Consider the following 21934-nt stretch of genomic DNA (forward strand, 5'->3'; position numbering starts at 1 on the left):
CTGCCGCCAGCGTTCAATCTGAGCCATGATCAAACTCTTCAGTTAAAATCATTTCGAACTTTATAAGTAAAGTTCTTAAACTTGGCTCATCAATTTTCTGACAAATATTTCTCAAATAAACTTCGAGCAATTTCTACCATTCAATCAATGAAAATAATTTCGATCAATCAACCAGTAAAAATCCACACAAGTTGTTCTTCATAATCTCTTAATGATCTTACTTAAAACCTCGTCAGTTTTAAGCTCCAACCCAACCACTTAACGTTTCGTTTCATGCATTGCGTTGGTGTGCTGCGTATTCTATACAGTTTCCGAACCAGTGCAAGAGCTTTTCTTAAAAATATTCAAAAAAGCGCATTGTACGTTTATTTTTTAATCTGAATTGCTATTTTTAGCAGTTTTAATGCTTTTTTCCAGTCACTTTTGGCCTGAAATTTTAAGCAAATGTGAATTTCGACTGGTTTAGTTTTTATTAAAAGGGATCGTTGCATACGATCCCTTTTAATATTGAACAATAAATTTTAATTTTCCTGCTCGCCAAGCCAATTCATAAATTTTTGTCGTTCAGCTTTAGATGCCTGCTTCCATAACTGAATTAATTGCTGATCAAGCTGACCAACTGATGCATTTTCCTGAACGTTTGCAGTAGCAATATTCGGTGTACTTGCAGTTTGAGTGTAGACCGCTGCCGGCTGATTTGTTGGAGTTATTACTTTATTCGTTGTCAAATCCACAGATTTTCCTAAAACGCTTTGCCCTAGTAATGGTTTCGCTGCATCTTTTGCTCCCGCCTGCTGAACCAGAAGCTGATTTTTTGCATCATATAAACCAATAATTGGCTGATCTTTATATTTTTTCGCTTCATCAAAATTTTTAGGCGCGTTAATTAAAGCCAATTTATAAGCTTCACCATCTTTAAGTTCTGGAGTTTTTACAGTTACTACGCCAGATTTTAAAATGTCATGAGAATTGTCATTGTGCTGGAAAAATTCAGTATAGCGAACACTAATCGCATTCGTACCAGCATCCAGTTTATAAGTTTGATCTGAGCGTAATAGACCTGAACGTACTTCCTGATCATTCACTGCGATTATCTTGATTTCTTCAGGTACGGTTAATGTCACGGCTGAAAAAGCTGATGTGCTGCTCAATAATGCAACTACAGCTGCTGTGATACGTAAATCCATGTCACTCACTCATTCTGGTTAATATATAAAATTTTCATTGCACTATGCCGTGTATAAATGACAATTCTATGACAAATGCTTTGTCTCTACAGTACTTTACTCAGCATTTATCAGACTATCTATCTTCTGATTTCTGCTATATCACACATAAAAAAAGAAGTACTTAACAGTACTTCTTTCTCATCTCTAAATCGATTATGCAAAGGTCTTAAATCGTTCTGCATCATCCATAAAGGTTTTTTCACCTGGAGGGGCTTCGATTGAACCAAATACCAATTGAGCACGAAGCTTCCAGTTCGATGGAATACTGAAAGTTTGCGCCACTTCTTCATCAATGATCGGATTGTAATGCTGTAGTGATGCACCAACATTATGTTCAGCCAAAGCTGTCCAGGTTGCAAACTGAGCGATACCGCTGGCATGCTCTGACCAGATCGGGAAATTATCTGCATACAGCGCAAATTTTTCTTGCATTCCTTTAATGACATTCTGGTCTTCATAAAACAGTGCAGTTCCATAACCTGCCGCAAAACCATCTATTTTGCTATTGGTAGCCTCAAAAGCATCTGCTGACACCAGGTCGCGTAAAGTTTCACGCACAATATGCCAGAAAGTATCATGTGATTGACCAAACAAAATCACCACGCGTGAGGATTGCGAGTTAAAAGATGATGGACTATGTTTCACCGCCTCTTTAATGATGTTCTCAATTTCTGCCTGATCCAGGCTGACATTTTTCCCAATGGCATAAATACTACGGCGTTTTTTAATATGATCTAGGAATGCCATGATCTCACCTCGTTCTATTCTGATTATTTAAAACCGATAAGATCATCTTAAGCATTTTCACTGCCTAAAACAGTCTTATTTCGATAACAATGTGTTTTATTTATAGAACATTCTCAGAGATGTTAAGGTTGATCCTTTGTATCAGTCACCTTAGCACATACTAATTTCAAGAATCACAGGTCTTAGCTAAATACCTGGAAGCTGTCTGGGTTTACAGACTCAATTTTATCTTCTATTGCTTCTTCAATTGAACCGAAACAGAGCTGAGCACGTAGCAACCAGTTTTCATCAATCTTAAAATGCTCAGCTACAGGGTGATTGATCTGCGCATTATAATGTTGCAAAGAAGTACCTAGACCAGCATCTGCCAGCGCAGTCCACGCAGCAAATTGTACCATGCCGGAAGTCTGCTCTGACCATAGTGGAAAATCATCAGCACTAAATGGAACTTTCTTCTGTAATTATTGAATGGCGCGCTGATCTTCATAGAATAAAATCGTACCATAGGCATTTGCACATTGATCCAGCTTGATTCTAATCCCCTCGTAGACCGATGCCGGCACATGCTGGCGTTGAACATCTTTCACAATGTTCCAGAATTGATGATGTGAATCGGCAAATAGCACGATAATGCGTGCACTTTGTGAATTATAGGCTGAAGGACAACTATGCACAGCTTCCTGAATCAGCTCGGTCAGATAAGCCTGACTGTAATGCACACGCTTACCTAGCTGATAGGTCCCACGGCACTTTTTTAATTTCTCAACAAAAGTGAATTCTAAATTTTCAACTGCTTTACTTTTTTTAGGAAATTTAAAATCCTTAGTCAGGTCAGTTGTTAATACCTGCCCAATTTTATTGAGTAATGCCATTTTCTACCCTCTACATATAGCCTGAACTTCAATCACCAGGAAAATCCCATACAATTATAATGGGTTTATTCAGGCAGGCAGGATTTGCTATTTTTTTATGCTGCTTTTTAGAGCATTCAAACTCCTTAAAAACAAAAAACTCCGCATTTAGCGGAGTTTATGTGACGCAAGTCGCATTAATTATTTTTCAGTTTCAAACAATGCAGCAACGAATGATTTTGCCGAGAATGGACGTAAGTCATCAATTTTCTCACCTACACCGATAAAGCGAATCGGTACATGGGTACGGCTGGCAATATTAAACAGCACACCACCTTTTGCAGTACCATCCAGCTTGGTAATGGTTAAACCCGTTAAACCTACTGCTTCATCAAACATTTCAACTTGATTAATGGCATTCTGTCCTGTACCGGCATCCACCACCAGCATCACTTCATGTGGCGCAGTCGCATCAATCTTCTGCATCACACGTTTAACTTTGGTCAATTCCTGCATCAGATGACCTTTGTTATGCAGACGGCCTGCAGTATCTGCAATTAAAACATCCACACCTTTGGCACGTGCACTTTCAAAAGCATCAAAAATGACTGAAGCAGAGTCAGCACCATGACCTTGGGCTACGACGGCGATATTGTTGCGTTCACCCCAGATCTGTAACTGCTCAGTTGCAGCAGCACGGAAAGTATCACCCGCAGCCAGCATGACTTTTTTACCTTCGCCTTGCAGACGTTTTGCGAGCTTGCCAATGGTCGTGGTTTTACCTACACCATTTACACCCACGACCAGAATTACATAAGGATTTTTGTTTGAATCGATATGCAGCGGTTTAACACGCGGAGCCAGCAGAGCCACCAGTTCTTCCTGAAGTGCTTTATACAGCGAGTGAGAATAAATCAGGTCACCGCGTGCGGTACGTTCAGTCAAATTGGCAATAATTGTTTTAGTTGCATCAACACCGATATCTGCAACCAAAAGCTGTTCTTCAACTTCTTCTAATAATTCATCGTCAATTTCTTTGCCACCAATCAGGATATTGACCATCCCATCGGCAAGATTTTTACGGGTTTTGGTTAAACCCTCTTTCATACGGCTAAAGAAACCGCCTTTTGTAGCAGGTTCTTCTTCCTGAGCTTCTGTCGCTACAGGTGCAGAAACTTCAGCAATTGTGCTTGGTGTTTCTACAATCGGCACATTAACCGCAGGTAAACTCGGTAATGTGACATCATCATCTCCGATATCAGCATCAATCAAAAATTTGTTTTGCCCATTAGATTGCTGTTGCATGCCGAATCCTTGAAAAGCATTGCGTTAAAAAATTGAATTCTAGCATAACTTGCAGTGTTTTGAGCGGGCAATCCAATCCATGAATAAACAACCAAAAAATAACAGTGTTTGGTTGCTTTCAATACAAGATTTCTGAAAAATAATCCTAAATACAAATATCTATTCATTGGAAGACTTTGTGTCCCTATCTTTTTTTGCTATCTCCTCCTTATCCAGAATCATTAAACAACGGATTTCTCCAGCCGCTGTACTCCTCCTGAGTTTCGGTTTTAACCCCGTACATGCCGCAACCCAGAGTGAATTATCCCGCACCACCATCGAAACATATTTAGGTAATGGCTTAAAAGTCATTATCCGGGAAGATCATCGCTCCCCGATGGTGATGACACAGATCTGGTATAAAGTCGGCAGTAGTGATGAGTCCGGCAATATTCTCGGTGTATCTCATGCTTTGGAACACATGATGTTTAAAGGCACAAGCAAGGTTCCCAATGATGAATTTACCCGATTAAGCCGGATTTATGGCGGCAGTATTAATGCCGCAACCTTTACCAATTACACGAACTATTATCAGCTCTATCCCAAAGCCTATTTTCCGATGGCGCTAGAACTTGAATCTGACCGTATGAAAAACCTGTTGTTACGCCAGCAAGATTTTGATCCGGAAATTAAAGTGGTAATGGAAGAACGGCGTCAGCGTACTGATGATAATCCGCGTGCCCAGGCATTTGAACGCTTTAGATGGATCAGTTATCCCACCAGTCACTATCGTCAGCCCGTGATTGGTCACATGAAAACGCTTAATAATATTCAGCTGAGTGATGTTAAAAAATGGTATCGAGACTGGTATAGCCCGAATAATGCCATTCTGGTGATTGTCGGTGATTTAGATGTGCAAGAAGCTCTCGTTCAGGTACAGAAATATTTCGGTGATATTCCGGCGCGTCCCACACCCTCACGTAATGATGTACTCGAGTTTGAGCGCTTAGGCTATCGTCATATGGAAATTGAGAGCAATGTTCAGGTGCCTAATCTGTATATGACCTGGAATGTGAAATCTCTAGCTACCGCCAAGAATCCTCAAGATGCCTATGCTCTAACCATTATTCGCAGCCTGCTGGATAGTGGGATTTCTTCTCGGTTGCAGGATCGTCTGGTTCGCGACCGCAAAGTGCTTACTTCTGTGAGTGTATCCTATGATCCTTATAACCGTGGAGATAGCCTGTTTGGTATTTCCGCACTTCCGGCTCCAGGCGTTAACCTGGCAGAAGCACAAACGGCCATCCAGAAAGAAATTGATTTATTAAAAACTGAAGCTATTTCTGAGTATGAACTGGCACGGATCAGCACACGCTTTATTTCAAATCTGATTTATAGTCAGGACAGTCTGAGCGGACAGGCCAAAATGATTGGAAACCTTGAAGTAAACGGATTGAGTTACCGCCTGATGGATGAACTGCCTCAGCATTATGACAGTGTCCGTGCAGAGGATATTCAGCGGGTTGCTAATGCCTATTTTGTCCGTGAAAATTTAAGTACGCTCTACCTTTTGCCTGAACAGAAAGCTCAATAATGGTTATTACAATGTCTAAAGTTCGCTCTCTTATCCTTTTAACCAGCTTAAGCCTCAGTTCAAGCCTTTGGGCAGAAAATTATTTAGATACCCAACCTGATCTGAATGATAATCCCAGTCAGCTACAAGCGATCCCTCTCCTGCAAAGTTTAAAAAACATTAATCAAAAGCAGGCATTTCAAGCACCTTTTATTCATGACCTGAATAATCACTACAAAGTTCGCACTTTATTTGTTGAAACCCGTGATTTACCTATGGTCGATATTCAACTGACCTTTAATGCCGGATCAGCACGAGATCAGGAAATTGCTAAAGGTTTATTTGGCTTATCCAGCACAGCAGCCAAACTGATGCGCGAAGGAACAGATAAATATACGGCCGCACAGGTAGCTTCAGTCTTTGATGCCACAGGCGCACAATTTAGCGTACAGGCTTATCGCGATATGTTTGTCGTTCGCCTGCGAACTTTGTCAGATCCCAAGAAAATGGAACCTGCTTTGGGCATGATGATGGAAGTTCTCAAAAATGCTACATTCAAGCCTTCCAGTATTCAATTAGCACTCAGCAATACTCAAGTAGGACAAAAACAGCTTCAGGAAAATCCAAGCAAACTGATGGATATCCGGTTTTATCGGGCATTGTATGACCAACACCCTTATGCCGAACCCATTACCGGCACGATTGGCAGTACCAAAAAAATCACAGCAGATTTACTGAAAAAATTTCGTGATCAGTTTCTGGTGGCACAAAACATGAATATTGCCATTACCGGCAAACTCAGTCCTAAACAGGCACTGGGACTTTCTGAACGAATTGCAGGCAATTTGCCTCAAGGACACAAAGCAGTTGCATTAGCTAATCCTGAGGAAAAATCGGGTTTTGATATTGTGCATTTGCCTTATAACTCATCCCAAGCACATGTGACCTTCGGCCACTTAGGACCAAACCGTTTTACTGAAGATCGGCTTGCTCTGGAAGTAGCCAACCGCATGTTTGGTGGTAGCGGCTTTAATGCAGTACTGATGCAGGAATTAAGGGTAAAACGTGGCTATACCTATGGTGCCTATAGTACATTCAGCTTTAGTCAGGCACCCGGTATATTTAGCTTCCGTTATTCCACTAGACAAGATCAATTACTGGATAGCATTCAGGTCGCACATCAAGCTTTTATCAACTTTGTAAATCAGCCAATTGATACTAAGCGCCTGGAAGAAACCAAGGCCGGGATGTTAAGAGCATTTCCGAATAATTACAGCAGCAATGCCACGATCAATGCCCAGTTAGGCACGATGGGCTTTTATGCAGAGCAAGCCGACTATCTATCACGCTATCCAGAACGTCTAGCCAAAATTACCGCAGCAGATGTGCAAAATGCCGTGCGCAAACATCTGCATCCAGAACGCTTGACACTGGTCGTGGTAAGTCAAGAATTAGATAAAGAAGCATTAAAACTACGATTGGAACAGAACCTGTTAGATCCTTCTACACCACTGCCGAATACGATTCCAATACCTAAGGCATCTCCACAGAAACCGGCGGAAGCTGACGAGCCCGTAGAGATTCCTGTTGATACGCCTGCATCAATTTAAGATATTGACCGCGATGGATGCGTTGCTGTTGCAGCAAAGTTTGAGCCATATCCTGTGTTTGGGGTAAGCTCTGCTGTTCTGCAAGTTGCTGAAGTAAATTAAATTGAGAAGTCGTCAGTGGACGATAAATGGCAAATGTAGCCAGACATAAAATTAATGCCACAATAAAAATAACAACCGCATTATAAATTTGTTCAAGCTTAATTTTATTCAGAAAATTGCTTAATTTTTTGCTATCTATAGCCATACACTACCTCAAGTTGCAGCTAGTGTATGGCTGGGCCCCATGAAGTTCAAGTCAAAGATTGAATGACCAGTATAAATACACATCTCGATATGACTATAAATCGGTTAGGATTTCAACAATTCGTACACACTCCAGGCAATGACCATAGCCACCAGACCTAAAACCAGTAAAATTGCAAACTTGCTTAAGCCGGCTTCTGCTTCAGGTGGATGCAGTCGATCTTCATCTGCAATTCGGACCAATTCATCATTATAGTGACTATAAAACTCTGCACGCTGGGTTTCGTCCAGAGCGCGGGTAAAATCATAAACTTCTTTACGTTGAGCCAGACTGTAATCACCTAGATGGGTATATTTGTCATAAATTGCCTCATCCAGTTTTTTACGGTGTACATGCGCCAATTCTGTAATCTGACTGGCTGTTGGGGGCATATCAAAACTGAGCCCTTCAAGAGTTCTTTGCATCATGTTGTTCTCCTTTTCTTTTGTTCTATTGTTAAAATCTATACCAACCAAACTTCCAAGTGTGTATAGTTTGATCGTACAAACTATAAATTAAGTAAACAGGAAAGCTGATATAGTTGACTTTTCCATTATTCTGTAATATTAGTTTAATAATACTAAGTTATATTTGTATTTAGACTTAAAAGTCTATCCGAAATCATAATTAAAATTAAGGAGTTTTTATATTATGCAGAATATCTCTCAACATGATTTGGAACATCTGTATGCAGATGCAGTGAATACCATTCAATCGCAAATGAACTTTGTCGATGCAGTAAAACAATTAGAAGATGCAGCGCGCGCCGGTCACGGTAAAGCAGCTCTCTTTTTAGCTGAACTGTATTATCAGGGTTTTCGTGTAGAACGAGATTCACTCAAAGCACAATACTGGCAGAACATGGCCACCATGCAAGCCTGAAGAAACGTCACCTCGGTGACGTTTTTTTATGCCATTTTTTCGAAATACTGCAATTAAGACATAATTTATTACGATTGCTTGCAAAGCTGAAACAGTAATTTCACTGGAACTTTCTAGAATAGAGCTGAACTCTAATAGCACTTTATTTTAACGACAATGCGAAAAATTATTCAATACGACCCGATTTGTAAAAACTTTCTTTTGAGGCTGACCATCCTCAAATCTATGATGTATTGCGGCGTTTTGTGGGGCGTCTATCATCAGGGTTGGGCGATGATGCGTGATCAGGAAGATTATATTTTTCCATTCTGGCTTAATTCTCTGGATGCCAAAAATTATGCCAAGGAACATTGGCCAGGTTATGTACCCCGTAGAATCAACCCGGAAGATTTCGAAAACAACTTGTTACCTACACTGTCCCGACTAGCCGTGACACCTACTTTATGTAGCGGCAATGGCACTAAACTAAAATTATCCATTCCACAGATGCGTCACCTGTTTTTTTCACAACAAAGACTGCACTTTGCCTAAAAACATGTTATTTATAAAGACATAAAATAGACACCTAGAGATGTTCAGCTGGATACATACTCTAGGACTAATAATAATTAGATAAAAAGGACTCAATAGAATGACCAACGTAGCACAAGTGCTCGGTGATAAAGTACATCAGGCAGTTTATACCATCCGTCCAGACTCTACAGTTTTAGAAGCAATTAGCCTGATGGCAGAAAAAGGAATCGGGGCGCTGGTCGTTACCCACGAAGACAGTGTGGTCGGCATTTTGTCAGAGCGTGATTACACCCGTAAAATCGCATTGATGCAAAGAACCTCTTTTGATACCACGGTCAATGAAATTATGACACCTAAAGTCATAACCGTGACTTCTGCAACTTCTGTTGAAGACTGCTTAGCATTAATGACTGACCGCCATTTACGCCACTTACCTGTAGTTGAAAATGACAAACTGATTGGCCTGATTTCGATTGGTGACTTGGTCAAAGCTGCAATGGAAGATCAACGTAAGCTGATTGATCAGTTACAACAGTATATTTCAGGCTAAAATTCTTTCTTAGTTAAATACGTAAATTAAGATTCAAACTCAAAATGTCATTACAAACAAATGACAATGTCATATCAAAACCAGATTAGATATAAAAAATCCCAGCCTTAAGACTGGGATTTTTTGATTATTAGATCAAATTAAAGACCGAGTTTCTCTGCGACATAGTCAGAGTCTTTATCACCACGACCTGAAAGATTCACTACAATCTTAGTCTCTTTAGGCAGTTTACCCGCTTCACGAATTGCCCAAGCCACTGCATGTGAACTTTCTAATGCTGGCACAATTCCCTCAACGCGTGACAGGGTCATAAAGGCATCCAGACACTCCTGATCTGTTGCTGTAGTGTATTCCACACGACCTAGATCTTTCAGCAGGCTGTGCTGTGGCCCTACGCCTGGATAATCCAGCCCAGAAGCAATCGAATGCACAGGTAAAGGCTCACCCTGCTCATCTTCGAGTACATAACAGGCCATACCATGCAACTGGCTTGGTTTACCCAAAGTCAGCGTTGCGGAATGCTTATCAGTATTTAAGCCATGACCTGCAGGCTCTACCCCCACCAGTTTCACTTCTGGATCATTCAGGAATGCCGTGAATGCCCCCATGGCATTTGAACCACCACCCACACATGCCACCACAAAGTCTGGGTTTGCACCGAAGCGTTCATTGGTTTGAACCTTGATTTCATCGCCAATAATGGACTGGAAATCACGCACCATCATTGGGAATGGATGCGGTCCTACCACCGAACCAATCGCATAGATATAGTTTTTCGGATCTTTCAAGTATTCTTCAAAAGCACTGTCGACTGCATCTTTAAGGGTCGCAGTACCACGCGTCACAGAAATCAGCTTAGCACCCAAGATTTTCATCTTTACGACGTTTGGATGTTCTTTTTCGATATCCACCTGGCCCATATGAATTTCACATGGAATACCCACCAAAGCACATGCAGTAGCCAATGCTACACCATGCTGACCTGCACCGGTTTCTGCAATGACTTTGGTTTTACCCATATATTTCGCCAGCAGTGCTTCACCCAGGCAGTGATTGATTTTATGTGCACCGGTATGATTCAGGTCTTCACGTTTTAAATAGATCTGTGCTCCACCTAACTGGTCAGAAAGGCGTTTAGCATGAAACAAAGGGCTAGGACGGCCGACATAGTTAGCAAACAGGTCTTTTAATTCATTTTGAAATTCTTCAGTTTGACGGATTTCCTGATAGGCAACATTGATGTCATCCATGGCCTGTTTTAGATCCGGTGGAATGAACTGACCGCCATATTGACCAAAGAAACCCTCTTCATTGGGCAACGCAATACCATTAATTTGATGAGCCATAATAATTCCTGATTATTGGAATAAGGTATAACAAGTGACTTTATACTAGAATAATTCGTTTTAAAGCACTAATAACTATAGATAAAGTCACTTATAGATAAATGGAATCAACGCGCCAGATATTTGGTCATATCCTCAATACCTTTTAAGGTCATTGGAAACATATGATCTTCAAAGATTTGCTTAATCAGGCCAATAGTATGCGTGTAATGCCAGTATTTTTCTTCTTCAGGATTGAGCCAAGCGGTTTTATCAAAATGCTGACGCAGACGCTGTAACCAGACCTGTCCTGCCTCATCATTCATATATTCGACCGAACCACCGACGGAGTTCAACTCATAGGGTGCCATGCTGGCATCACCCACTACAATCACCCGGTAATCCCGTCCATAGGTATTGAACAGATCCCAGGTATTCATGCGCGAGCTGGAACGACGGACATTATCTTTCCAGACATAGTCGTATAGACAATTATGGAAATAGAAATATTCCAGAGTCTTAAATTCGGTCTTAGCGGCGCTAAACAGTTTTTCACACTGAGCGATATGCGCATCCATTGATCCACCGATATCAAACAGCATTAGTACTTTAATACGGTTACGACGCTCCGGCACCAATTGCACATCCAGAATCCCCTGTTTGGCGGTTTCACGAATAGTACTATCAATGTCCAGTTCTTCAGCCGCACCCTGACGAGCGAACTTACGCAAACGGCGCAGTGCCATCTGCATATGACGACTACCAAGAATCTGATCATCATCCAGATTACGGTATTGACGCTGTTCCCAGACTTTGACGGCGGAACGTTTACGCCCCGGCCCGCCAATGCGCACACCTTCAGGATGATCACCATAGGCACCAAATGGCGATGTGCCACCAGTACCAATCATCTTATTCCCGCCCTGATGTTTTTTATGCTGTTCGCGCAAGCGTTCTTCCAGCATTTTCATCAGTTCTTCCAGCGATCCGGCTTTTTTCAGTTCTTCACGCTGTTCAGGGGTTAAGTGCTTTTCCAGAAGTTCCAGATCAAACCAGTCTTTGGGTAGTTTATGCACCTGATTCAGCAGTTCATCCAGATCAAAAGTCGCGATACCATCAAAGTAATCTTTCATGGCGCGATCGAACTTGTCGAAGTAGCGCTCGTCTTTGACCATCACAGTTTTAGCAAGCTGATAGAACTCGCCCTGATCAGCAAAAACCACGCCTGCCGCCACCGCTTGATTCAGATCAATCAGCTCACGGGTGGAAACTGGTACGCCATATTTTCTGAGGGTATAAAACAATCGCACAAACATGCGTGTTTCTCCCTTAGCGACGCGACATAAAGGCTAGACGTTCAAGCAGTTGTACATCCTGCTCATTTTTGATCAGCGCGCCGTACAAAGGCGGAATCGCTTTGGACTTGTCGGTATTTCTTAAAATGTCTTCCGGCATATCATCTGCCATGAGTAGGCTTAGCCAGTCGATCAGTTCTGAAGTTGAAGGTGGTTTTTTCAAGCCTGGAATCTGACGTAACTTGAAGAAGACTTGCAGAGCTTCATTCACCAGCGTTGCTGAAATATTCTCAAAATGCACATCGATAATTTCACGCATGGTCGCTTCATCCGGAAACTCGATATAGTGGAAGAAACAACGGCGCAAGAAAGCATCTGGAAGCTCTTTCTCGTTATTTGAAGTGATGATGACAATCGGACGCTGGGTAGCAGTAATGGTTTCACCCGTTTCATAAACGAAGAAAGACATCTTGTCGAGTTCATGCAGCAAGTCATTTGGGAACTCGATGTCTGCTTTATCGATCTCATCAATCAGCAATACACAGCGTTCTTCACTGGTAAATGCTTCCCAGAGTTTACCCGGCTTGATGTAGTTCTTGATGTCATAAACGCGATCATCACCTAACTGACTATCACGTAAGCGTGATACCGCATCATATTCATACAGGCCCTGCTGTGCCTTGGTCGTTGATTTGATATGCCAGGTAATCAGCTTCAGTCCAAGGCTTTGTGCCACCTGTTCAGCCAACAAGGTTTTACCTGTACCCGGCTCACCTTTAACCAGCAAGGGTTTTTGCAAACTACGCGCAGCTTTCACAGCTAGTTTTAAACTGTCAGTGGCAATGTACTGATCCGTACCTGAGAATTGTTGAATATCAGCAGACATGATTGAACCTTATTTTTTTATTTACAGCGGTGAACTTTTCTTGTTTGACCCAAGACCCGTTTTACTGGATGCATAGGTCGACCAGCAATAGCCAATCACAGACCCGATACCAATGACAAATAAAATAAGTGACGCATTAATCCAAACGAGTTCATATTCCTTGGTCAGAATACCAAACAGCAGCCCGAAAATAGCAGGTGCAACTGAAGCATTACTGCCTTCAGAAACGGTTGGGGTTAATAGCACGGCAAAGGCTAACAACCATAAAAAACCGCCCATTGCCTTTGGCATGCGCTTGGTCACGCCATACCAGCAGGCTAACGCAATCAGACTGCCCAGCAGATACACTGCAAACGCAATACTCTGGTCAGGAATTGAGTCCAATACAGCTACAAAACCATTCATTTCACAACTCCTGAACTGAGCTTAAGCCCCACGAAGACCTTCTGGCGCTGGCGCATTCGGGTTAATCAAACCTTCTGGTGGCATTTGCAGGAAGAAACCACGAGTAGAAATTGAATCCATCACATGTAAAACATTGGCACGTGCCAGTTTACGCGATTCACTCAATTCAAGATGCATGACAAAAGTCGCACGACCAAAAGCAACACGTACCGGTTCAGCCAATACCTCTAGTGGTTCAAATGTTTCGGCTTCGTTCTCATCTGCAGGACGCGCCACATAAAGATACATTTCATCTTTTTTGCTAGATTTGTAGATAGACACTTGCATGTTTCAAACGACTTTTCTGAAAAAACAATCGCAAGGATACATCAAAAAAACGACAGAAACATTAGCCGCCTCCAATGCATCAGTCGTGATTTTGTATAATTGCTTTATCTTTAATCAATCCAGTAAAAATCACTCAACCACTTTCATCTGGGTCGACAGATAAGACTCATCCTGATGCAATACCTTAATTAGCGGCAGAGTTAATAACTCATAGCGCCAGCCGAGCAAGTAGTTTGGCAGATCCTGTTCATCCTTATGACATACTATATGCTGATATAAGGCATTCAGCCATTTCTTGCGCATCAGCACTTCTTTCGGTACGGAGATTTCATTGGATATATTCTGGATCATTGTTTCAACCTTCTCGCCAATCTCTCTGGATGAATGGCGGATTGGGCGTGCCAGACGTAATGGCCAGTCGGCTTGGTCAGGCAGGAATTTCAACAGATCCAGAATAGTCTTGCCATGTTCACGGACAATATTCGCCCGGATGTCTTTCATCTGACTGAGCTGGAAATTATTGCGCGGGAATTTCTCTACCAGATCAATCATGGTCGAGTTTTTCAGAATGAAGCTGCGTGGCTGATTCAACGCCTTGGCAATCTGCTCACGCCATACAGCCAGTTGTTGTAACTGCATCAATTGATGGCGTGAATGGCGATAATTACCGACATCCTGATAAAGTAAGGCAGTCGGCGTTTCTTCACCAATTTCATGGGTCAAAAAACGGCAATCTTCAAGAGCGAAATCGAGCAGATATTTGCTTTCCAGATCTTGTTTGACTTTATCCGACAACTGCACCAGATAATGCACATCATTGGCTGCATACAGTAACTGTTCAGAACTTAAAGGTCGTGCCAGCCAGTTAGAGCGGGTCTGATCTTTTTCAATATCGACATCCAGCATCTGTTTCAAGGCATTCTGATAGCTGACCTGCAAACCATGTCCGAGGAATGACATGCCGACCTGTGTATCAAAGACATTGCTCAGGGCTTTTTTCTGGGTGTAATGATAAATCAGGTCAATATCTTCACTGCAGGCATGGAAAATATTCTGTTGAGCATTAAAAATCTTATTCAGAAATTCACTCAGATCCAGTGTTGTTCCATCCAGCAAATAGACATTGTTATTGACATTAATTTGAAAAACACCAAGTTTTGGCCACAAGGTGTCTACCTTAATGAATTCTGTATCCAGGCCATAGACCGGATTTCGATCCATAAGATTCAGGACATGATTTAAGTCGTGCTGATGTTGAATAAATTGAAACATAAAGACTGAGTCTAAAATTAGATGCTCGATGAAGCTATATTACCCGATATATAGAATTTTTATATAAAAATATGACAACCAAATCACACTTTTTGTTCCATATTTTTCGAATATAGCTTATCTAGTTTATATTTTTAATAATATTTTTTTTATATTATATATTAAGAGAATATAATTAATATTTCACTTAATTCGCATCCGGTTATGCACTGCCTGACTCAACGTATGACTATCGACATACTCCAGTTCTCCGCCTTGAGGCACCCCTTGAGCGATACGCGTCATTTGCACAGGTAAATGTTTACTGGCTTCAACCAGATAATGTGCAGTTGCCTGTCCTTCGACAGTCGCATTGGTGGCCAGAATCACTTCCTTGATCTGTCCCTGACTTAAGCGTTGCAGTAAATACGGAATACCGATTTCTTCAGGCCCGATTCCATCTAGAGGTGACAGATGACCACCCAGAACATGATATTTACCGCGGAAACTGCCGCTTTGCTCAATTGCCATGACATCTGCCGGTGATTCTACTACACAAAGCAGTTCATCATCACGCTCAAGTGAGGTACAGATATTACAGACTTCATCTTCTGTCAATGAATGGCAGATCGAGCATTCATGAATGTGATCGGTTGCTTCAGTTAAGGCATGTGCCAGACCGATCGCCCCTTCACGATTTTTCATGATTAAATGCAAAGCCATACGCTGGGCCGATTTCGGCCCAACGCTTGGCAAAATGCGTAATGCTTGAACCAGTTGATCAAAACGATCACTAAACATTGCGCATACTTCCTTAGAATAAACCAGCCAGACCAGGTGGTAAGCCCATACCTGAGTTTGCAGATTTCATTTTCTCTTCAGAGATCGCTTCTGCTTGACGCGCTGCATCATTCATCGCTGCTGCAATTAGATCTTCGATCATATCTGGATCGTCCTGTAACAGTTCAGGATTGATTTCGATACGTTTCACCACATTGCGGCAAGTCATGGTAACTTTCACCAGACCGCCACCAGCCTCAGCATGCACTTCAGTTTGCGCAAGCTCTTCTTTGGCTTTTTTCATGTTGTTTTCGACTTCTTTTTGCATGCGCTGTGCTTGCTGCATCAACATATTAATGTTCATAAAGATCTCCGAACATATATTTATAAAATTAGATTAGATCTAAACCGCGTGTAATGTCGCGAATAATATCATCAATCTCTTCCAAACCAACAGAAACGCGAATTAAACCTTCACGAATACCCGCTGCTGCTTTGGCTTCTGGAGACAATTTACCATGCGTCGTAGTTGCCGGATGAGTAATCGTTGATTTCACATCACCCAGGTTACCGGTGATTGAAATGAACTGGGTATTGTCAATTACTTTCCAGGCACCTTCACGACCGCCTTTCACTTCGAAAGATACGATACCACCGAAACCGGTTTGTTGTTTTGCTGCCAGTTCATGACCAACATGTTCAGGCAAACCCGCATAGTAAACTTTTTCTACTTTCGGATGTGCATTTAAGAACTCTGCCAGTTTTTGTGCATTAGCAGAATGTTCACGCATACGTAAGCGTAAAGTTTCCAGACCTTTCAGGAATACCCAGGCATTAAACGGGCTCATAGAAGGACCGGTAGTACGTACATAACCAAAAATTTCTTCAAGCAGTTTGTGGTTACCTGCCACAGCGCCACCGAGTGCACGACCCTGGCCATCCAGATATTTAGTCGCAGAATATACGACTAAGTCTGCACCAAATTTGAGTGGTTGTTGTAACACTGGTGTACAGAAGCTGTTGTCAATCGCGAGCAATGCATCATTGGCATGTGCAATATCTGCCAAAGCCTGAATATCTGCCACTTCAGCCAGTGGGTTTGACGGAGATTCAACAAAAAGTAACTTGGTTTCTGGCTTGATGGCATTTTTCCATGCATCCAGATCCGTCAGATCGACAAACTCAACTGCGACACCAAATTTAGCCACGTATTTTTCAAATAAAGAAACTGTTGAACCAAATACGGCGCGTGAACAGATGACATGATCGCCTGCTTTCAGGTAAGCCATCGCTACTGCCATAATCGCAGCCATACCAGAGCTGGTCGCAACAGCGCGTTCTGCGCCTTCTAAGGCAGCCAGACGCTTTTCAAACATGGCAACAGTTGGATTAGTAAAGCGAGAGTAAATATTACCCGGCTCCTGGCCTGAAAATTTCGCTGCGGCTTCAGCCGCATTTTCATAAACAAATGACGATGTTAGAAAAATCGGTTCACTATGCTCACCCTCGAAGCTGCGGGTGTGACCGGTACGGATGGCTAAAGTTTCTAATTGATAGTTAAAATCGTCTTGCTGGCTCATCACTTTACTTCAGCCCAAAGGCTGCCTTTTGTAAAAAATTGCCAACATTTTGAGCGTCTAAGCTATTTCAGGTCAAGGCATAATAAGCAATTATTGCTTAGACTTCGACCAATTCTCCTTTGTATACGGATAAATTATTTACATGATTCAGTTAAAACAAAATATTCAACGCCAGAAGAAAAAATTAAAACACCTGAATGCACGGTTATTTAACTCGTCTTCCCTGATTCTTTCGCAAAAAACGCCCTTTGAATATATTGCTGCGACTGAGTTCTGCAAAATTCGCTATTATGCAGCGCCTGAAAAAAAGTACCGTGAGCCGTTAGTCTTTGTTGCCCCTCTTGCGATTAATATGGATATTTATGATCTGTATCCTTACCGTTCACTAGTCAAGCATTTTCAGCATAGCGGTTTTGATGTCTATTTAGTGGAATGGAAACGTTTCCGTTATAAACACCGTCACTTGAATTTCCTGTCTTTTATCGACGGCGCGATTCCTCAGGCTATTGAACGAATCTGCTCGCATTCAGGCAGTCAGTTTATTTCCTTGCATGGCTGGAGTATGGCTGGAATTTTTGTCACGCTTTATACTGCGCTACATTCCCCTGAACATGTTAAAAACCTGATTGTACTGGGTAGCCCGATTGACAGTTATGCATCCGGTCGCGTTGGCAAGCTTTTTAGCACCACCAACAAGCTCATTTCCAAAAATAAAACCCTGCAACAGGCGATTCACCAAGGATTGATTCCTAAGGAATATATTCATTCGCCCGGCATCATCAATGCATTGGGATTTAAGCTCCTTGATCCGATTGGCTGGTTTAAAAGCCAGAAGCAGTTTTTGATGAACCTGGAAAATGTTGAAGATGTCTATGAACATGCCACCATGGGCAATTTTTTGAACAAGATGATTGATTATCCGGGTGGAATCAATCAGGACATGGTGCTGCACTTATGGCTGCAAAATCCTTTAAAAAATGGCTCAATGACTTTAAACGGCCGAACGATTGACCTAAAAAATATTAACTGTTCCTTACTGGTCGGGGCTGGGAAAACCGATCAGATTGTTACAGAACAGTCAGCTAAACCTTTGATGGAATTGACAAGTAGTACCGATAAGACGTTTACTCTTATCCCGGGTGGTCATCTTGGACTGATGTCCAATCAGAAAACAGCCAATACATTCTGGCCGAAACTGACCACCTGGCTGGCACAACGCTCAACCCGGATAGATGCTTAATTCCGGAAGAGCCGGCAATTTTCAGGTATTTATTATTTTATTCAGAGGGTATGACATGATTCAGTCAGTGGCATTTATTGGTTTAGGCGCAATGGGTTATCGCATGGCAGCGCATTTACCCAAGCATTTTGAGACAGTTTATGTCTGGAACCGTACTTTTGCCAAGGCTGAAGAACATGCTGCTGAATATGGCACCCAAGCTGTCGCTTTAGAACAGGCAGTTCAGGCAGATATTATTTTTTCCTGCCTGCCGACCAGTGCCGATGTTGAAGCATTAGTCCAAGGCCTCAGCCTTAAAGCTGGCAGTATCTGGGTAGACTGTACCAGCGGTGTTCCTGACGCTGCCCGACGCTTAGAAGAAGCACTTGCTGAACAGGGTGTGATTTTCCTGGATGCGCCTGTGAGTGGCCAGACCATTGGTGCGGAAAATGGCACATTGACTGTGATGGTCGGCGGTAATGCGGAAGGCTTTGAAAAAGCCCTGCCAGCGATGCAGGCGTTTGGCAAATTGATCAAGCATGTGGGCACATCAGGTGCCGGCTTTGCGGTAAAAGCGGTAAATAATATGTTACTGGCTGTAAACCTGTGTGCAGCAGCAGAAGGCTTTACCACACTGAAAGCGCACGGCGTTGACCTGAATGAAGCGCTGGATTGTATCAATGCATCAAGCGGTAAAAGCAATGTGACTGAAACCGTTTTACCACAGCGTGTTTTGAACCGTAGCTTCCCTGTTACCTTTGCCCTGCCTCTTTTAGCCAAAGATACAGGCATTGCACTTGATCTTGCGCGCGATGCCAAACTGGCAGTACCACTTCTCGCTTTAGGTCAAAGTCTGGTGCAAGCTGCTAGCAATCTGTCGGATAAAAATAGTGACTTTTCCAGTGCTGTAAAAATGTATGAATCATGGAGTAATATTACCATTGAGTAATATCTCGCCATTGAATAATAATAAACAAACCTAATATTGTGACTATAGACTAGCCACATGCAGTGATACTGAGGAAACTCTTATGAATAAGTTATTTGTTGCAGCACTCGTCGGTTCTGCAACTTTGTTTGGGGCTTCAACATCGGTTCTTGCATCTGAACAGGAATGCAAAAAATTGAAAAATGACCATGATGTCATTTATGCATCAAAAGGTTTCTGTTTCAAGGATCCTGAAGCAAAAGCAAAGTTTAATGACAATTGCTACACAACCAAGCCAAAATTTTCAGAAAAAGAGCAGCAACGTCTTGACGCGATCAAAGAACGTCAGAAAGAATTGAACTGTAAATAATACAATTCAATTCTGCTCAAGGAATGCACTTATGACTTACGATGACCAAAATATTTTTGCACGAATTCTGCGTGGTGAACTTCCAGCAATTAAAGTGTATGAAGATGACCGAGTTCTTGCATTTATGGACATCATGCCACAGGCCGATGGTCATACTCTGGTCATTCCTAAAACTCCAGCAATTACCTTGCTTGACCTGGATCCTGAAGTTGCAGCCTATACCATTCAGGTGGTGCAAAAAATTGCCAAAGCGATTGAAAAAGGTTTAGGTGTAGATGGCATTGTACTCATGCAGCTCTCTGGCGCTGCGGCGGGTCAGACTGTTCCGCATGTTCATTTCCATCTGGTACCTACCTCTTTGCACAATCTCGGCAAACATGCTGCACAAATGGGTGATCAGGAAAAAATCAAACAACTGGCAGAGAAAATTAAAGCTGCTCTTTAATTCATTCTTCGTCCTTAAAAATGGAGCTTCGGCTCCATTTTTTATGCCTTATTTTTCATTTTTTATCACCATTCATAAATACAGTATTCCTCTTAAATGACTTTATTAAAACCGCATTACTCATCTACTGGATCAGCGTTAACTAAAGCAAAAAAATCCTGCACAGAATCTTAAAAATTAAAATTGCTCCCTTTTTAGATTTCATAGATCTGCAATATTTCCTTAACCATACTGACTTATTCATCCTCAATACTGAGCACCAATACAGGATGGTAGCCAAGACCGAGCTACTGCATACACCTCAAAAGACCTAAAAAAGTCTGATTGGAGCTTTATATGAAAAAATCACTTTGCATTTTCGCAATTGGGGCAAGCGTTTTTACACCGCTCATGGCAGTCGCTGCTGATGTCAAAGTCTATGGACGTGCACATGTGTCTTTAGATTATCTAGATGATGGCCAAGATTATAATGAAGTTGGAATTTCCTCCAATGCATCACGCCTTGGATTTAAAGCTGAACAGACACTTGAAAATGGCATGACCGTATTTGGCCAGATTGAGCAGGAAATTAACTTTGCCAGTGGCTCTGCAAATGATGATGTCGAGTTTGCTACTCGCGATACCTTCGTCGGTTTAAAAGGTGATTTCGGTCAGGCAAGGATCGGCCGTTTCGATAGTCCATTTAAAGTGGCACGCAGTCCAGTTAACTTCTTTGGAGATATGGTCGGCGATGTACGTAACGTGACCCGTGTAGGGAATCTGCGTTTTGATGAACGTAATGCCAATAGCATTGAATATAAATCACCAAAATTCGGCAATGGATTTAATGTTCTGGGTGCACTTTCCCTACATGAAGCCAACAGCCCGGATGCATCTAAGGATGGTGAAAAAGATAAAGATAAGGCTTATGACGTTGCCCTTACCTACCAAAAAGATAAAGTTGATTTTGCAGCGGCATATGAACATTATGAAGAAGAAGCCAGTCGTGGTGAACGTGATGGTTTCCGGATTGCAGGTGCCTACAAAATCACGCCAGACTTGAAACTCGGTGGTCTGTATCAGTTCCTTCAGCATGACAATACCGAAGTTAATCCTGATGCTCAGGTCTTTGGCATCGCAGGTGAATATAAATTAGCAGCCAAGACCTCATTGCGTGGACAGGTCTTTCACCGTGATGTAGATGCCGATGATGCCAATGCTACTTTACTGGCGATTGGAATTGAACATCGTCTTGACCCAGCAGTCCGCATCTACAGCAATCTGGCCAGTGTATTAAATGATGAAAACTCAAATCTGACACCTTGGGCACAAGGCCGTAGCAATGCAGTGGCTGGCGCACGTGGTGAAGACAGCTTCGGACTATCGGTCGGTATGCGTTACGACTTCTGAAGCCCTCCCCAATTTCATATTAGAAAAGAGCCTGCCTGATGCGGGTTCTTTTTTATTTTTTAATTAATCCCGACTATTTTAATTAACCCGAATCGCGGATAAAAAATTGACTTGAAAAATAAGAGGACTAGAGCCATCAGTTGAGTTACCACACAAAACTTAAAACTCTAGTCCCGATGTTTAATAGTACCGAATTATTTTGCGTAATT

At 42.1% G+C, this 21934-nt stretch carries 24 protein-coding genes and 1 pseudogene; 10 read left to right on the plus strand and 15 right to left on the minus strand.

Annotated features, from left to right (window positions below; translation table 11 throughout):
- Positions 1–521: 521 nt before the first annotated feature.
- The 4 genes and pseudogenes from FTU72_RS14250 to ftsY form a co-directional block, all read right to left on the minus strand.
- The gene (locus FTU72_RS14250; RefSeq protein ID WP_166134835.1) at positions 522–1187 is read right to left on the minus strand and encodes a DUF2057 domain-containing protein; all 666 of its coding nucleotides are present in this window, start codon (positions 1185–1187) and stop codon (positions 522–524) included.
- A gap of 195 nt (positions 1188–1382) precedes the next feature.
- On the minus strand, positions 1383–1976 hold the full coding sequence (locus tag FTU72_RS14255) for a nitroreductase family protein (RefSeq protein ID WP_179992990.1): 594 nt from the start codon (positions 1974–1976) through the stop codon (positions 1383–1385).
- A gap of 182 nt (positions 1977–2158) precedes the next feature.
- A pseudogene (locus FTU72_RS14260) lies at positions 2159–2848 on the minus strand (nitroreductase family protein).
- 180 nt (positions 2849–3028) lie between these two features.
- Positions 3029–4132, minus strand: a complete 1104-nt coding sequence (gene ftsY / locus FTU72_RS14265) for a signal recognition particle-docking protein FtsY (RefSeq protein ID WP_179992991.1) — start codon at positions 4130–4132, stop codon at positions 3029–3031.
- Positions 4133–4364: 232 nt separating this feature from the next.
- On the opposite strand from ftsY, the gene FTU72_RS14270 reads away from it, so the two are divergent.
- Complete coding sequence (locus FTU72_RS14270; RefSeq protein WP_373685630.1) at positions 4365–5705, plus strand: M16 family metallopeptidase; 1341 nt, start codon at positions 4365–4367, stop codon at positions 5703–5705.
- Positions 5706–5716: 11 nt separating this feature from the next.
- A complete protein-coding gene (locus FTU72_RS14275; protein WP_180025666.1) occupies positions 5717–7294 on the plus strand; it encodes a pitrilysin family protein in 1578 nt (525 codons plus the stop codon).
- Here the strand turns inward: FTU72_RS14275 and FTU72_RS14280 are convergent.
- Entirely contained in the window at positions 7218–7541 is a 324-nt protein-coding gene (locus FTU72_RS14280) for a hypothetical protein (protein WP_179992994.1), read from the minus strand. The two genes, FTU72_RS14275 and FTU72_RS14280, sit on opposite strands and share 77 nt — an antisense overlap.
- Before the next feature lie 104 nt (positions 7542–7645).
- Complete coding sequence (locus FTU72_RS14285; RefSeq protein WP_081402667.1) at positions 7646–8008, minus strand: hypothetical protein; 363 nt, start codon at positions 8006–8008, stop codon at positions 7646–7648.
- Between the two features lie 220 nt (positions 8009–8228).
- Here FTU72_RS14285 and FTU72_RS14290 point away from each other — a divergent pair, with 220 nt between their 5' ends.
- From FTU72_RS14290 to FTU72_RS14300, 3 genes are all read left to right on the plus strand, one after another.
- Entirely contained in the window at positions 8229–8462 is a 234-nt protein-coding gene (locus FTU72_RS14290) for a hypothetical protein (RefSeq protein WP_034171084.1), read from the plus strand.
- 156 nt (positions 8463–8618) lie between these two features.
- Positions 8619–8993 carry a DUF2750 domain-containing protein gene (locus FTU72_RS14295; protein WP_034171083.1) on the plus strand — a complete coding sequence of 125 codons (375 nt, stop codon included), beginning with the start codon at positions 8619–8621 and terminating at the stop codon, positions 8991–8993.
- Between the two features lie 100 nt (positions 8994–9093).
- Positions 9094–9525: a CBS domain-containing protein gene (locus FTU72_RS14300; protein WP_125279146.1), complete on the plus strand. Its 432-nt coding sequence runs from the start codon at positions 9094–9096 to the stop codon at positions 9523–9525.
- A gap of 140 nt (positions 9526–9665) precedes the next feature.
- Here the strand turns inward: FTU72_RS14300 and trpB are convergent, their stop codons facing one another.
- From trpB to FTU72_RS14345, 9 genes are all read right to left on the minus strand, one after another.
- The gene (gene trpB, locus FTU72_RS14305; protein WP_179992995.1) at positions 9666–10871 is read right to left on the minus strand and encodes a tryptophan synthase subunit beta; all 1206 of its coding nucleotides are present in this window, start codon (positions 10869–10871) and stop codon (positions 9666–9668) included.
- Between the two features lie 107 nt (positions 10872–10978).
- Positions 10979–12166: a VWA domain-containing protein gene (locus FTU72_RS14310; RefSeq protein ID WP_180012397.1), complete on the minus strand. Its 1188-nt coding sequence runs from the start codon at positions 12164–12166 to the stop codon at positions 10979–10981.
- 13 nt (positions 12167–12179) lie between these two features.
- Complete coding sequence (locus tag FTU72_RS14315; protein ID WP_104426039.1) at positions 12180–13031, minus strand: MoxR family ATPase; 852 nt, start codon at positions 13029–13031, stop codon at positions 12180–12182.
- A gap of 21 nt (positions 13032–13052) precedes the next feature.
- Positions 13053–13436 (minus strand): hypothetical protein, encoded by a 384-nt coding sequence (locus FTU72_RS14320; RefSeq protein WP_180003755.1) that lies wholly within the window; start codon positions 13434–13436, stop codon positions 13053–13055.
- A 21-nt stretch (positions 13437–13457) separates the two neighbouring features.
- Positions 13458–13763, minus strand: a complete 306-nt coding sequence (locus FTU72_RS14325; RefSeq protein ID WP_004783715.1) for a YcgL domain-containing protein — start codon at positions 13761–13763, stop codon at positions 13458–13460.
- A 129-nt stretch (positions 13764–13892) separates the two neighbouring features.
- A complete protein-coding gene (locus FTU72_RS14330; RefSeq protein ID WP_180032195.1) occupies positions 13893–15035 on the minus strand; it encodes an HRDC domain-containing protein in 1143 nt (380 codons plus the stop codon).
- Positions 15036–15218: 183 nt separating this feature from the next.
- Complete coding sequence (gene recR / locus FTU72_RS14335; RefSeq protein WP_125279141.1) at positions 15219–15815, minus strand: recombination mediator RecR; 597 nt, start codon at positions 15813–15815, stop codon at positions 15219–15221.
- Positions 15816–15828: 13 nt separating this feature from the next.
- Positions 15829–16158: a YbaB/EbfC family nucleoid-associated protein gene (locus FTU72_RS14340; RefSeq protein WP_125279140.1), complete on the minus strand. Its 330-nt coding sequence runs from the start codon at positions 16156–16158 to the stop codon at positions 15829–15831.
- Between the two features lie 28 nt (positions 16159–16186).
- Positions 16187–17374, minus strand: coding sequence for an O-succinylhomoserine sulfhydrylase (locus tag FTU72_RS14345; RefSeq protein WP_180053031.1), 1188 nt, complete (start codon positions 17372–17374; stop codon positions 16187–16189).
- A 142-nt stretch (positions 17375–17516) separates the two neighbouring features.
- On the opposite strand from FTU72_RS14345, the gene FTU72_RS14350 reads away from it, so the two are divergent.
- The 5 genes from FTU72_RS14350 to FTU72_RS14370 all read left to right on the plus strand — a co-directional run bounded on the left by FTU72_RS14350 (position 17517) and on the right by FTU72_RS14370 (position 21725).
- Positions 17517–18614, plus strand: a complete 1098-nt coding sequence (locus FTU72_RS14350; RefSeq protein WP_034171075.1) for an alpha/beta fold hydrolase — start codon at positions 17517–17519, stop codon at positions 18612–18614.
- Between the two features lie 55 nt (positions 18615–18669).
- A complete protein-coding gene (locus FTU72_RS14355; RefSeq protein WP_166134859.1) occupies positions 18670–19542 on the plus strand; it encodes an NAD(P)-dependent oxidoreductase in 873 nt (290 codons plus the stop codon).
- Between the two features lie 82 nt (positions 19543–19624).
- Positions 19625–19891, plus strand: a complete 267-nt coding sequence (locus tag FTU72_RS14360; protein WP_159124442.1) for a YARHG domain-containing protein — start codon at positions 19625–19627, stop codon at positions 19889–19891.
- Positions 19892–19922: 31 nt separating this feature from the next.
- On the plus strand, positions 19923–20336 hold the full coding sequence (locus FTU72_RS14365; protein WP_159124443.1) for an HIT family protein: 414 nt from the start codon (positions 19923–19925) through the stop codon (positions 20334–20336).
- A gap of 336 nt (positions 20337–20672) precedes the next feature.
- Positions 20673–21725, plus strand: coding sequence for a porin (locus FTU72_RS14370; RefSeq protein WP_180012393.1), 1053 nt, complete (start codon positions 20673–20675; stop codon positions 21723–21725).
- Positions 21726–21934: the final 209 nt, after the last annotated feature.

This window comes from Acinetobacter sp. YH12137, assembly GCF_013418535.1.
Taxonomy (GTDB): Bacteria; Pseudomonadota; Gammaproteobacteria; order Pseudomonadales; family Moraxellaceae; genus Acinetobacter.